Origin of the sequence: Paenibacillus jepli (assembly GCF_047238105.1) — a bacterium.
In the GTDB taxonomy this organism is placed as follows: domain Bacteria; phylum Bacillota; class Bacilli; order Paenibacillales; family Paenibacillaceae; genus Paenibacillus_D.
Window position 1 is genome coordinate 5729844 of sequence record NZ_JBDFMD010000001.1, and the last position, 13112, is coordinate 5742955.

At 57.8% G+C, this 13112-nt stretch carries 10 protein-coding genes; 9 read left to right on the top strand and 1 reads right to left on the bottom strand.

Features of this window, described 5'->3' with window-relative positions; translation table 11 throughout:
- Window positions 1–3 precede the first annotated feature (3 nt).
- Window positions 4–1680 carry an ABC transporter permease gene (locus tag ABC336_RS23985; RefSeq protein WP_413241050.1) on the top strand — a complete coding sequence of 559 codons (1677 nt, stop codon included), beginning with the start codon at window positions 4–6 and terminating at the stop codon, window positions 1678–1680.
- Between the two features lie 7 nt (window positions 1681–1687).
- A complete protein-coding gene (locus tag ABC336_RS23990; protein ID WP_413241051.1) occupies window positions 1688–2995 on the top strand; it encodes an MBL fold metallo-hydrolase in 1308 nt (435 codons plus the stop codon).
- A gap of 29 nt (window positions 2996–3024) precedes the next feature.
- Here the strand turns inward: ABC336_RS23990 and ABC336_RS23995 are convergent, their stop codons facing one another.
- Window positions 3025–3405: a PepSY-associated TM helix domain-containing protein gene (locus tag ABC336_RS23995; protein ID WP_413241052.1), complete on the bottom strand. Its 381-nt coding sequence runs from the start codon at window positions 3403–3405 to the stop codon at window positions 3025–3027.
- 209 nt (window positions 3406–3614) lie between these two features.
- Here ABC336_RS23995 and ABC336_RS24000 point away from each other — a divergent pair, with 209 nt between their 5' ends.
- The 7 genes from ABC336_RS24000 to ABC336_RS24030 all read left to right on the top strand — a co-directional run bounded on the left by ABC336_RS24000 (window position 3615) and on the right by ABC336_RS24030 (window position 13018).
- Window positions 3615–5384 carry a sensor histidine kinase gene (locus ABC336_RS24000; protein WP_413241053.1) on the top strand — a complete coding sequence of 590 codons (1770 nt, stop codon included), beginning with the start codon at window positions 3615–3617 and terminating at the stop codon, window positions 5382–5384.
- Window positions 5381–6799, top strand: coding sequence for a response regulator (locus ABC336_RS24005; protein ID WP_413241054.1), 1419 nt, complete (start codon window positions 5381–5383; stop codon window positions 6797–6799). The genes ABC336_RS24000 and ABC336_RS24005 overlap by 4 nt, the downstream gene beginning before the upstream one ends.
- 335 nt (window positions 6800–7134) lie before the next feature.
- Window positions 7135–8112 (top strand): LacI family DNA-binding transcriptional regulator, encoded by a 978-nt coding sequence (locus tag ABC336_RS24010; RefSeq protein ID WP_413241055.1) that lies wholly within the window; start codon window positions 7135–7137, stop codon window positions 8110–8112.
- 143 nt (window positions 8113–8255) lie between these two features.
- A complete protein-coding gene (locus ABC336_RS24015; protein ID WP_413241056.1) occupies window positions 8256–9515 on the top strand; it encodes a sugar ABC transporter substrate-binding protein in 1260 nt (419 codons plus the stop codon).
- Window positions 9516–9613: 98 nt separating this feature from the next.
- A complete protein-coding gene (locus ABC336_RS24020; RefSeq protein WP_413241057.1) occupies window positions 9614–10489 on the top strand; it encodes a carbohydrate ABC transporter permease in 876 nt (291 codons plus the stop codon).
- Window positions 10489–11325, top strand: coding sequence for a carbohydrate ABC transporter permease (locus ABC336_RS24025; protein WP_413241058.1), 837 nt, complete (start codon window positions 10489–10491; stop codon window positions 11323–11325). The genes ABC336_RS24020 and ABC336_RS24025 overlap by 1 nt, the downstream gene beginning before the upstream one ends.
- A 7-nt stretch (window positions 11326–11332) precedes the next feature.
- On the top strand, window positions 11333–13018 hold the full coding sequence (locus ABC336_RS24030; RefSeq protein ID WP_413241059.1) for a glycoside hydrolase family 13 protein: 1686 nt from the start codon (window positions 11333–11335) through the stop codon (window positions 13016–13018).
- Window positions 13019–13112 lie beyond the last annotated feature (94 nt).

Genomic DNA, 13112 nt, shown 5'->3' on the forward strand with positions numbered 1-13112 from the left:
ACCATGAATAACCAGCATCGCGGGGGGCTTCGGCTCCCCGCTGCTTCATGGCGGATGGGACTTGGCCTGCTGCTCCTCGGCGTGCTGGTGCTGGTCCCGCTATCGATGGTGCTGCTGCATAGCCTGTTCCCGGATGGCGTCTTCGATGCGCTCGCCCCGCTGAGAGTATTGTCCGATCCGGGCCTGCTCGGCATCTTCTGGAACTCGATCGCCCTGGGCGGCTGGGTCGTGATGGGCTCGACGCTGCTCGCGCTGCCGATGGCTTTCCTGGCGGCCCGGACGACGGTCGGTCGTCATGCCTGGCTGGATGTCGTGCTGATCATTCCGTTCATGACCCCGCCCTATATAGGCTCGATGGGCTGGATCCTGTTCATGCAGCGCCGCGGCTTCGCAGAGCAGCTGCTGCCAGCCGCCGCCGGTGTGACGCCTGCATTCTTCAGCCTGTTCGGCATGGTGGCCATCATGAGCCTGCATCTGTTCCCGTTCCTGTATCTGATCCTGCGCAATGCGCTGGTGCGGATCGGCGGGTCGCTGGAGGAAGCGGCCGGCGTCCATGGCGGCGGCATGCTCTACCGGCTGCGCAGGGTTGTCCTGCCGCTCTTGGTTGGGAGCTATGCGATGGGCGCGCTGCTCGTCTTCGTCAAGACGATCGCCGAATTCGGCACGCCAGCCACCTTTGGCCGGCAGATCGGCTACTACGTGCTGACGAGCGAGATCCATCGCTTCACCTCCAGCTGGCCGATCGACTTCGGCAAGGCAACGGCGCTGGCTTCGGTGCTGCTCGGCGCCTGCCTGATGTTCTGGTATGTGCAGAGCATCATCAGCCGCCGCCACCAGTACCGGACGCTTGGCGGCAAGGGCATGCGCATCCGCATGCTGCCGCTGCGCGGCTGGCGGGCCATCCTCGGGTGGGGGTATACCGTGCTGCTGCTGTGCTGCTCGATCGGCATCCCGTACTTCTCGATCATCGCGGCTTCCATGCAAAAGCTGCGAGGAGACGGCCTGGCCTGGAGCAATGTGACGCTGGCGCACTACGTGGAGCTGCTCCGTCCGGGCTCCAAAGGCTGGCAGGCATTGACCAACAGTATGGGACTAGCCGCATTGGCGGCGACTGTGGCCGTGCTGATCGGCACATTCCTGGTGCTGCAGATGGGCAATATGAAACGCCTGTCCCAGCGCAGTCTGGATCTGTTCAGCCTGCTGCCCAACACCGTGCCCGGCATCGTCATCGTCGTCGGTCTGATCCTGCTGTGGAATGCGCCGTGGATGCCCATCCCGATCTACAATACGTACACGATGGTCGTCCTTACCTATGTGGTCTTCTTCCTGCCTTATTCCGTGCAGTACATCAAGTCATCAGCCGGGCAGATCGACGGCAGCCTGGTCCAGGCTGGCCGGGTGTTCGGCGGCAGCCCGTTTTATCTGTTCCGCCGGATCGTCCTGCCTCTGCTCGTCCCCGGCATCCTGGCGGGCTGGATGATGACGTTTACGATCTCGGCGCGCGAGCTGGTGGCATCACTCATGGTGCTGCCGCCGTCGATGCAGGTCACAGCCACCTTTATCTTCAGCCAGTTCGAGCAGGGGGAAGTGTCGCTGGGCATGGCGATGGCGGTCGTCTCCGTCGGCCTGACTACGCTCGTGCTGGTGGTGATGAATCATCTGGGAGCTGACAGAAAGTGAGGCACGCATGATAGAACGAATCGAACTGGAGGTATGGGGAGGCGCGGGGGAGCATGGCCGTTCGTGCTACCGGCTGGAGGCCGGGGGGATCTCGGTGCTGCTGGATTGCGGCGGCAAAAAAGAAAGCGGCGGCCGCTATCCCCGCATCGTCCCGGAGCGGGCCGCCCAGCTCGGAGCGGTATTCCTCTCCCATGCCCATGAGGATCATATGGCGGCACTGCCGCTGCTGCTGCGCTGGGGCTATGACGGCGAGGTGTGGCTGACGCGGGAGACCTACCTGCAGCTGCCGGGATATGCCAAAGCCTGGCGGGCGTACGCGGAAGGTCGCGGTGCGGCCGTGCCCTATGAAGCTTCCGATTGGGAGCGGCTGCGCTATCGCTTCCTGGACGAGGAAGCGCCATCAGGCAGCTGGCTGACGGTCGCGTCTGGGCTGCGGGTCTGCTGGGGGCCCAGCGGCCATCTGCCGGGAGCCGTCTGGCTGCTCCTGGACATTGCTGGCCGTCTGGCTTTCTTCTCCGGCGACTACAGCTCCGAGTCGCCGCTTCTACAGGCGACGCTGCCGGATGCCCGCCTGTTCGGAGGCCGTGTGCTCGAGCTGGCCATCCTCGATGCGGCGTACGGCGACGCTGCCGGCAGCCAAGCTCTGCATCTGCAAGAGCTTGCCGGCAAGCTGGCGGAGGTGAAGGCGCGCGGCGGCCATGCGCTGCTGCCGGTACCGCTGCGCGGCCGCGGCATGGAGCTGCTGGTCGAGCTGACTGAGCGGCTGCCGCAGTTCCCGCTGGCCGCAGAGACGGCTCTGGCGGAGGAGTGGGCGCGCCTCCTGCGGTCCGCACCTGTCACCGGCTGGCTGCGTCCCGGTGCGGCAGAACGGCTGGCTCACGCCTTGCATCGCATCCGTCAGGTCGGCTCAGCGGCGGCGCGCCGCCGGCTGCTTGCGGATGAACCGCACATCATCCTCTCGCCTGACGGGATGATGCTTGCTGAGCCGGCGCGCACCTATGGCCGACTGCTGCAGGGCGAGGCCCGGCATGCCGTGCTCTTCACCGGGCACCTCAGCATCGATGCGCGTGCCGCCCAGCCTGGGCCTGTCAGCCAGCTGCAGGCGTGCGAGATCGCCTGCTTCCGCTACAAAGTGCATCAGGGCTTGCCCGATGTGCTGGCCATGCTGGCGGCGCTGCAGCCGCAGCGCACGCTGCTCGTCCACACTGGCGCCGATGCTACAGCCCGGCTGATCCGCAGACTCGCGCCATTGGCGGATACCGGGTGGATCGAAGTCCGTCCCGCCGATCCCCTGGAGCGCGCAAGCAGCGGATGAAGTGATCGTACTATGCACGCGGCCCGTGTTCATCTCCATACCGGAGGAAGAACACGGGCTTTGTCATGCCGGGAGATGCCGCCGCCCGTCTCAGCCGGCGCTTGGCCAGCCAATGCAGCCTCGAGCGCAGCGAGCTCATGCACGGCATCGGCTCCCACCGCAAACCGCTTGGCAGGCATGGCTTCCAGTCCATCTGTCTGGACTCGTACGGTCAGCATGTCCTTATACAGATAGCCTACGATCTGCGGCTTGAACAGATAAACGGAGCCGCTGATGGCCAGGATAATGATGAATGGCGCGAAGATCATCTCCACACGGAAGCGTAAATCGCGGACATCAAGCGGGATCTGGAGCCGGTGCGCGGCCCGGGGGCAAGGATTTTCATTGGAACGGTTCAAGTTCGTAATCATTCTTGTCTTCTATCACATAAATCCTCTATTTTTAGTCAGTATAGGACGGGACCAGGTAGCCGCACATGACTCTTTGGAGTTAATCCTGGCGCAGAATATGTCTGTTTTGTGAGCGCAGCAGCGTACTTCATAGAGCGGAAGTCTCCTGCTGCCGGCTCTCTTCTGATATAATGCTACTATCCTACTACAGTCACAGAGGTGCACTTTGCATGACTTTCTCATTAAGACGATTACGAGAATATCTATTCGAGCAGACGACACTGCGCAAGCGGATCCTGCTCATATTCGGAGCAGCGACGCTGATTCCATTTCTGTGTGCCGTGCTGCTATCGCATCAGGCGATCACGGCGATTCTCAATAAAAACCTGAATTCGGGCGTACAGAGCAACCTGCATCAGGTCAAGCTGTCACTGGAGAGCACCATCAGCAATCTCAATCACGTCTCCCAGCAGCTTGCTTATCCGGGAAGTGTCGGCCAGCGGCTGGAACAATTGCTGATGGAGGTCCAGCCTTACGAGAGAGCCAGTCTGGTTGAGAGCATCAAGTCGGAACTGAACTTGATCACCTTTACGAATCCTTCGACGGGACTGGTCTTGTACTACTTTACCAATCAGGATCGGCATATGTTCGAGAGCACGGCACTGAGAAGCGACTTTTCGCTCCAGAATCTGCCACGGCTGGCAGAGTATCATCGGATCACTTATTTCGGACCTCATGTCAGCAACACACTTTATAACGATCAATATGTGCTGTCGGCGATGCGCCAGATTGATCTGCCGGATCAGAACGGGGTATTCGTCTATATCGAATCCGATTTCAAGCTGACCCAGAACATTCTCGAAAGCGATCGCATTGCCAAGCATTCGTATCATCTCATTCTGGACAATGACCAGAGGATCGCTTACAGCGAGGTGGCCGATGTTTTTCCGAGGGACACGTATTTTGAGGGCCTGTCGACAGGTGGCGGGGGCGGCTACGGCGACATCGCCGCCTCGGGCCAGTTGGACGGCTACTATTGGTTCAAGTCGGTCAGCAATCAAGGCTGGAGCATCGTCTCGCTGATCCCGTCCGCCGAATACAACGAAGAACGCAATACGTGGCTGTTGCAGATGGGGGGATTGCTGCTGTTATTCACAATAGTAGCGCTATTGATATCCTGGCTGCTATGGAAGATGGTTTACAAGCCGCTCAACCAGTTCAGTCTCGAGATGAAAAATGTCATCGGCACCCGTACGAACTTGCCGCCGCCCCAGACGACGATACCTGAATTTGTCTACCTGATCCATCAGTTCCGCAACATGAAGGATCAGATCTCCACGCTGTTCCAAGAGGTTGAGCAGAAGGAGAAGCGGCGCGCCGATCTGGAAGTGGAGAAGCTGCGTCATCAGATTAATCCTCATTTCCTGATGAATACGCTGGATACGGCGCACTGGCTCGCGGTCATGAACGGGCAAAAGGAAATCGACCGGCTGGTGCTCTCGCTTAACAAGCTGCTTCATTACAATCTGGGCAAGCTGGGCGAGGGCTCGACGATCCGGGAGGAGATCGACTCGCTCCGGCAGTATCTCATCCTGCAGCAGATCCGCTACGACTTTGAATTTGACGTACGGATCGATGTCGATGATGCGGTGCTGGATATCGAGGTACCCCGGTTCATCCTGCAGCCGCTGGTCGAAAATGCGCTGTATCACGGGCTCGATGACGGCGGACAAATCTTCGTAGGCGTAGCGCTGCATGAGGAAGTGGAGATCACGATCGAGGATAACGGCACCGGCATTACCGATGAGAAGATTGCAGAGCTGCTCGAAGAAAAGCAGGATGCCAAGGAGAAGGTCGGTATGGGAATCGGTATGAGCTATGTCAAGCGGATCATCCATTCCCACTACGAAGGTCAGGCGCGGTTGACCATCGACAGCGAGCTGGGCAAGGGGACGGCGATCCGTCTGTTCCTGCCGTATCGGAAGGAGGACAAGGGATGAACGTGCTGATCGTAGATGACGACAAGCTGGTGCGCAAAGGGCTCATATCGGCGATGCCATGGGAGAAATACGGCTTGCGTGTCGCGGGGGAGGCCCGCAATGGCGAGAAGGCGCTTGAGCAGTTGGAGACGCTGCAGATCGATCTCCTGCTCACCGACTTGTCGATGCCGGTCATGTCAGGGCTGGAGCTGATGCGGGCGGTCCGCAAGCGGTACCCCCATATCTTCATCGTCGTACTGACGCTGCATCAAGACTTTGAGTACATCCAGGAAGCGCTGCGGCTGGGCGCGATCGATTATGTCGCCAAGGTGCAGCTGGAGGAAGAGCAGTTCGATGAAGTGCTGGCCCGCATCTGTGGACGCATCGCGGAGGAGCAGGGACGTGCCCGCGGACAAGCACAGCCAGAGGAGGGAGCACCTGGCGAGCCGGCTCCCGAGAAGGGACTGGCTGTCATCGTCCGGGAGACAGAGGGGCCTCCCGCTGGTAGCGGAGCTGACCTGGACACGGCGTTGCCCGGGTACGCTGAGGCAGCTGACGGCCTCTATGTCGCGCTGCCCCGGGATGAGCGAGCATTCCGCGAGGAGCGGACGCGGCTGGAGGAGCTAAGCGGACAGTATCCGCACCTTGCCTTGCTCTCGGTGGAGGGACTGGCTCATCTCGAACCCGGTCATCTTGAACGGCGGCTGGCCGCCTATCGGGGACACGGTTTTTTCTATGACTGGCGTCCGCAGCAGCTGTGGTATAACATCGACTTGTCGGTGGAAGAGCATCCCGAGCCGCTTGCCAAACCGGACCAGCTGGCATTGAGGGAGCGGTGGCAGTCGCTGGCATGGCTGCACCGGGAAGCAAGGTTCGAGGAGCTGCTGGACGAGCTGCGCGAGCTCCGATTGCCGCCAGCCCAGCTGCTGGCAGAGCTGGAGCTGTGGGTGATGGCGTGGCACCGCTTCTACGCGCCGGAACGGCTGGAGCTGCCGGAGCGGCTGACCTCCTGGCATGAGGTCGCGCACTGGCTGCGGGCATCCCGCAACCTGCTGGCTGACCGTCTCAGCAAACCGCTCTATTCGGCGGAGGTGAGAGAGGCGATCCTGGGAGCCGCATGGCAGGTTCATGAACGGCTGGCCGAGCCGCTGCAGGCGACAGTGCTTGCCCGCGAATCGCATATGAGCCGCAGCTACTTTAGCCAGTGCTTCCGTGACCTCCTGGGCATGCCCTTCAATGAATATGTCCGGTATCACCGGATGGAGCAAGCGAAAGCATACCTGCGCGAGACCAATCATACCGTTCTTTGGGTAGCCGAGCAGATCGGGTATACAGACGAGAAGTATTTCAGCCGGCGCTTTCGCGAGCATACCGGGTGTCTGCCCAGCGAATACCGCCAGCGCGGCAAGCTGGCAGATCCGGAGGGGCGGGGTTAGATATATATCGATTGGATCGGGTAAGCTTCGGCGAGTAAATACTACGTGGTCCGATGATCTACCAAGGCAGTCATCCTTCCCGGATGACTGCCTTGATTTATTTAAATATTAGACTTCGCAAAACTCTTAGGCGGAGCCGTTTCACCTTGTTGGATTGTATTTTTTACTTGCACGTTTTTCGCGTACTGGCGGGCTTTCCCTGTTTGAATAAGAACTCGATTGTACAATACATTAGTAAAGTTTAAATTAAAATGAAGGGGTGTACTTCATAAAATCTCTTATTTTTACGTAAAAATGTACTTTATTCTGATCGGTAAGGTGAGGGGGAACGAACTATGGTTACAATGGAGACCATCGCTGCTCTGGCAGGTGTATCGGTGTCAACCGTGTCCAATGTATTGAACGGACGCTCCAACGTCGGCCAGGCCACCCGCGAGCGGGTCTTGGAAATCTGCAAAGAGCAAGGCTATCAATTAAGCACCCAGACTAGAAAAGAGCGATCCAGCAAGGCGAACCGCATTTTATTTGTCTTTCAAGATTTCGACCGGGACTTCTACCTCAAGATCATCCATGGTATAAGCGATTACTTGACCGAGAATGGCTACGATCTGGTCATCTGCACGAATCGCTCCAGCACCAGCTTCATGCGCAGCAGCTTTGCAGGCGGGGCGATCTGTCTGGATGGCAGCATGACCGATGAGGATGTGCTGGCCGCTGCAACGCCGGAGTTTCCGATCGTTGTTATGGACCGCATCATCGAAGATGAGAAGGCCAATGTCAAAAGTGTTGTCGTGAACAACTATCCCGTCATGTGCGAGATGGTGCAGACGTTGGTTGAGATGGGGATGAAGCGGTTTGGATTTCTCGGCGGCCAGGAGCACACGCTGGATAACAAGGAGCGTTACGCTGGCCTGACGGATACGCTCGCCAAGAATAATCTGACCTTCGATCGCAAATATTATTACCATGGCAATTACCGGGAACAGAGCGGTTATCAGGCGGCCAAGATTATGGCGCTCGGTCCCGATCTTCCGGAAGCCCTGATCTGTGCGAACGATAATATGGCGATCGGCGCGATCAAAGCGTTTGAGGAAAGCGGCATCCGGGTACCCGGACAGATCGCGGTCACAGGCTTCGACGATTCGGAGACTGCCGATATGGCCGGTCTGACGACGGTTTCTATTCCCCGCTATGAGAGCGGCTATCTGGCGGCGAGGGAACTCCTCGAGATGATTAAGGGACAGGCGCTCACGCAGCCGTTCAAGCTCAATGCCTCCGTTACTTGGCGACAGACCACCCCTGACAATTCGTGATGAAGGTGCGAGGTATAATTTTACTTGTCGATCAATATATTTTACTTAGATATTATACTTAATTTTATTAATGGAAGTGTTTACAGTACGCAATATGATGGTAATAGTAACTGAGAATGAATAAAACTGAGGGGGCGTGTATCTTGAAGCGAGTAAAATATTTTTCGTGTTTACTGACTGCAGTAACGGTAGCGGCTGTCGTGACGGCATGCGGCAATGGGGCAAACAATCCTGCACCGGGCACCAACACCCCGGATAATGGGGGAACGGCTGCCATGCAGCCCATCTCGATCTTCCAATCCAAGGTAGAGATTGCGGGAGAGCTGGAGGCTTTGGCCCGGACTTATACCGAAGAAACAGGCAACCAGGTAGAAGTATGGGGCTCTGCAGGGGATGCTTATACGACGCAGCTGCAAGCCCGATTAACGGCCAACGAAGGTCCGACGATCTTCAGCATCCAGCCGGGTCAAGAAGCGGAGCGTTTCAAATCCTACTTCTACGATATGTCTGACCAATCCTATGCTTCCTATCTGGCTCCCGGCATGGGGCTGGAGATCGACGGCAAGATTGTAGGCATGCCGACAAGCGTGGAGGGATATGGCCTCGTCTACAATACTGAGCTTGTAGATCCTTCCGACGTGACAGACTTGGCCAGCTTCACTTCGACGCTGCAGCAGCTCAAGGCTGACGGCGTGAATGGACTGAGCCTGTCGGAGGAAGCGTATTTCCTGATTGGCCATCTCATCAATACGCCGTTTGCGCTGCAAGAGGATCCGCAAGCCTTCCTGGCGAGCCTGGCGGCAGGCGAAGTAACCATGGCAGAGACGCCGGAGTTCCAGGAGTTTGCACAATTCCTCGAGGTGATCCGGGCGGAGGCGGTCAACCCGCTGGAGGTTACTTATGACCGGCAGATGGGCGACTTTGCCACGGGACGCAATGCGATGGTCCATCAGGGCAACTGGAGCTACAGCATGCTCGCGGACTTCGACGAGATGGACATCGGCATGATGCCGTTCCCCTTGATGGGCAATGACAAGCTGGCGGTCGATCTCGCAACCGCATTTGTCATCAACGGCGGAGCGAGCGAAGGCGAGATCGAAGCGGCTAATGCGTTTCTGGAATGGCTGTTTACTAGCGAGACCGGGCAAAACGCGATTGTCAACGACTTTGGCTTCATACCGGCGGTCACCAACATCGAAGTGACCGAGATGAACCCGCTGTCTCAAGCGGTCTACGATGCTACCCAGAGCGGTAATACAATCCCGTGGGCCTTTACATTCTTCCCGTCCGGCATCATCGTCAACGACCTGGCGCCGCTGGCGCAGGAGTTCTTCCTCTCGTCATCCATGACCGGGGAGCAATTCCTGGAGCGCCTGGACCAGGTATGGGCAAACGCCAGTTAACCCATGAATGCATAGCACATGCGAAAGCCTGACTTGCCAGCCATGTTAGGCTTTCGTCTTGTCTGAAGTTCAATACACGGTGGAAAAGAGGCATACGGATGAAGAAAAATAGAGACCGGGCATGGTTTGCCCTATTTACCGTCCCGCTGCTGTTTGTGTTTTCGATTGTGGTCATTATTCCGTTTCTGATCGGGATCTACTACTCGTTTATCAGTTGGGATGGAATTGCCGCTAATCCCAAGGTGTTTGTAGGCTTGGACAACTATATGCGTCTATTCCAGGATTCGCGTTTTATCCAATCGGGTTGGGTGACGCTGCAATTTACAGTGCTGGCGCTCATCATCGTCAACCTGTTCGGACTCCTCTTCTCTCTGCTGGTCACCAGCAAGCTGCGCGTCCGCAACGCGGCCCGGACGATGCTCTTCATGCCCAATCTGATCGGCGGACTGATCCTCGGCTATATCTGGAAGTTCATCTTCAGCGACGCTTTCCGCAATATTGGCGAAGCGACAGGGTGGACCGGCTTTTTCTTCAATTGGCTGCTGAATCCCCAATATGCGCTGTATGCGCTGGTCGTCGTCTTTGCCTGGCAGATGGCCGGCTACACGATGATCATCTACATCGCCGGTATCCAGGGGATCCCGGATGATGTGATGGAAGCCGCCCGCGTCGACGGCGCCAACCTGTGGCAGCGCATCACGCGCATCGTCTTCCCGCTCCTGATGCCTTCCTTTACGATCTGTCTGTTCCTGACCTTGTCTGGCGCCTTCAAGATCTTTGACGTCAATCTGTCGCTCACCGGCGGCGGACCGGTCAACTCGACAGAGCTGCTGGCGATGAATATCTACAATGAAATCTTCGGCTACAGCAGGTATGGACTCGGCCAGGCGAAGGCGATCGTCTTCTTCATCATGGTCGCCGCCGTTACGATAACCCAGGTGATCATCACGAAGCGAAGAGAGGTGCAGATGTAATGAACAAGCCGGGAAAATGGTTGCTGGAGGCGCTGCTCTTTATCGCTGCACTGGCCTTTCTGTCGCCGATCTATATCATGTTGATCAATTCGTTCAAAAACCGCGCCGAGCTTTATGAGAATGTGCTGTCGCTGCCCTCGACCTTCAGCTTTCAATATTACCGCGAAGCCATCGACAAGATGAACTTTCTCACGGCCTTCGGCAATTCGCTCTATGTGACGATCGTCTCGGTCGTGTTCATCGTCGTGCTGGCGTCGATGACGGCCTGGATGCTCGTGCGCACGGACAACCGGCTGAGCCGGATCATCTTCCTCGTCTTCGTCTCGACGATGCTCATCCCGTTCCAGACGCTGATGATGCCGCTGATGCAGGTGATGGACTCGATCCGGACGAACACGGGGATTCCGATGCTTAATACGCATGAAGGCCTGATCTTTATGAACATCGGTTTCCATGCAAGCATGGCAGTGTTTCTGTACCATGGCTTCATCAAATCCGTGCCGATCGCGCTGGAGGAAGCGGCCACGATCGACGGCTGCACCAAGTTCGGCGTGTTCTGGCGGATCGTCTTCCCGATGCTGAAGACGATCACGGTGACGGTGGCCATTCTCGACGTGATCATGATGTGGAACGACTACCTGCTGCCATCTTTGGTCCTCTCATCGACGGCCTTGCGGACGATACCGCTGGCGACGTTTTATTTCTTCGGCGAGTTCACGATCGTCTGGAACCTGGCGATGGCCGGGCTGACGCTGACGATTATTCCAGTCGTCATCTTCTACGCATTCGCTCAGAAGTATATCATCAAAGGCATCGCGGCTGGTGCTGTGAAGTAAGGAGGGAATGCGCATCATGACAGAAACGCAACGAAACTCCCGCTCTTCCGGTCCTCTCAAAGCCTGGTGGAAGGAAGCGGTCGTCTACCAGGTGTACTGGCGGAGCTTTTACGATTCGAATGGCGATGGCTTCGGCGATCTGCAGGGGGTGATCGAGAAGCTGGATTATATCCAGGGGCTGGGGATTGATATCATCTGGCTCAATCCTGTCTTCGAATCGCCTGATCTGGACAACGGCTACGATATCTCCGACTACGAAGCGGTCATGCCCAAGGCGGGCACGATGGAGATCTGGGAGCGGCTCCTGGAAGAAGTGCACGCCCGCGGCATGAAGCTGATCATGGATCTGGTCGTCAATCATACGTCGATGGCGCACCCGTGGTTCATCGAATCCCGTTCCTCGCGCGACAATCCCAAGCGGGACTGGTACATCTGGCGGGATGGGGACGACCTGCAGCCGCCCAACAACTGGCGCTCCTACTTTACGCCGTCGGCATGGGAGTGGGATGCCGGGACGGAGCAATTTTACTTTCACTCCTTTGCGACCGAGCAGCCTGATCTCAACTGGGACAATCCCGAGCTGCGCCAGGAGATCTATGCGATGATGCGCCGCTGGCTGGACAAAGGGATCGACGGCTTCCGCTTGGACGCGATCGCTTTGCTGGCGAAGCCGTCTGTCTTTGCCGATGCCCAGAAGCCGGAGCATATCGCCTATCTGACGAATAATCCGGGTCTGCACGACTATTTGCAAGAGATGCACCGCGAAGTGTTCAGCCGGTATGATGCCGTCACGGTAGGGGAGGCGGCGTTCGTCAGTCCCGAAGAGGGATTGAAATTTGTGGATGAACAGCGGGGCGAGCTGAACATGCTGTTCCACTTCGAGGTGTGCGACGAGATGGCCGCCTGGGACATGGTCAGGTTCAAGCAGATCCAGCGGCGCTGGTACGACGGACTATGGGGACGGGGATGGAATTCCCAGTTCCTCAACAATCATGATCATACCCGCCAGGTGACGAGATACGGCAACGACGGGGCGTTCAGGCTTCAGTCCGCCAAGCTGCTGGCGACGATGCTGCATACACTGCCCGGTACGCCGTATGTGTACCAGGGGGAGGAGATCGGCATGACGGGCGTCCGTTTCCCGTCGATCAACCATTACAATGACATCGCGATGCGCAACCGGTATGAGGAGGAAGTAGGCAAAGGACGCGACCCCGAAGAGGTGCTGCAGGAGCTTCAGCCGCTCAGCCGGGATAACTCGCGTACGCCGATGCAGTGGAACGACAGCGAGCATGGCGGTTTCTCCAGCGGACCGCCGTGGCTTCATCCCAATCCCAACTACAAGGAGATCAATGTGGAGAAGGATGCGGCTAGCCCGGACTCGGTCTACCGCTACTATCAGAAGCTGATCGCCCTGCGCAAGCAGTATGAAGTTATGGTCTATGGCGAGTTCGAGGAACTGGAGCCGTGGCGGGATGATGAGCATCTCTATGTGTATACTCGAACGTATGGCGAGATGGTATGGCTGGTCGTGCTCAATCATGCTGACCAGCCGGCTGTACTGGAGCTGCCGGAGTCATGGCGTAAGCGTGAGCGCGTGCTGCTGCTGGACAACTATGCCGGAGCGGATGACGAGCCTGGCGCACCGTTGCAGCTGGGCCCCCATGAAGCGAGGATCTACCAGATGAACTGAAAGGGTTAGTTAAAGGAGGCGGGTTTCCCCAGTGTCGAAGGGCGGGGATCCCGCCTTTTTGGCGCGATCCAGCGGGAAGCCCGCCCGATGCTGC

Coding starts and splice junctions, on each gene's coding strand:
- ABC336_RS23985 (WP_413241050.1), top strand. CDS start 4: ATGAATAACCAGCATCGCGGGGGGCTTCGGCTCCCCGCTGCTTCATGG.
- ABC336_RS23990 (WP_413241051.1), top strand. CDS start 1,688: ATGATAGAACGAATCGAACTGGAGGTATGGGGAGGCGCGGGGGAGCAT.
- ABC336_RS23995 (WP_413241052.1), bottom strand. CDS start 3,405: ATGATTACGAACTTGAACCGTTCCAATGAAAATCCTTGCCCCCGGGCC.
- ABC336_RS24000 (WP_413241053.1), top strand. CDS start 3,615: ATGACTTTCTCATTAAGACGATTACGAGAATATCTATTCGAGCAGACG.
- ABC336_RS24005 (WP_413241054.1), top strand. CDS start 5,381: ATGAACGTGCTGATCGTAGATGACGACAAGCTGGTGCGCAAAGGGCTC.
- ABC336_RS24010 (WP_413241055.1), top strand. CDS start 7,135: ATGGTTACAATGGAGACCATCGCTGCTCTGGCAGGTGTATCGGTGTCA.
- ABC336_RS24020 (WP_413241057.1), top strand. CDS start 9,614: ATGAAGAAAAATAGAGACCGGGCATGGTTTGCCCTATTTACCGTCCCG.
- ABC336_RS24025 (WP_413241058.1), top strand. CDS start 10,489: ATGAACAAGCCGGGAAAATGGTTGCTGGAGGCGCTGCTCTTTATCGCT.
- ABC336_RS24030 (WP_413241059.1), top strand. CDS start 11,333: ATGCGCATCATGACAGAAACGCAACGAAACTCCCGCTCTTCCGGTCCT.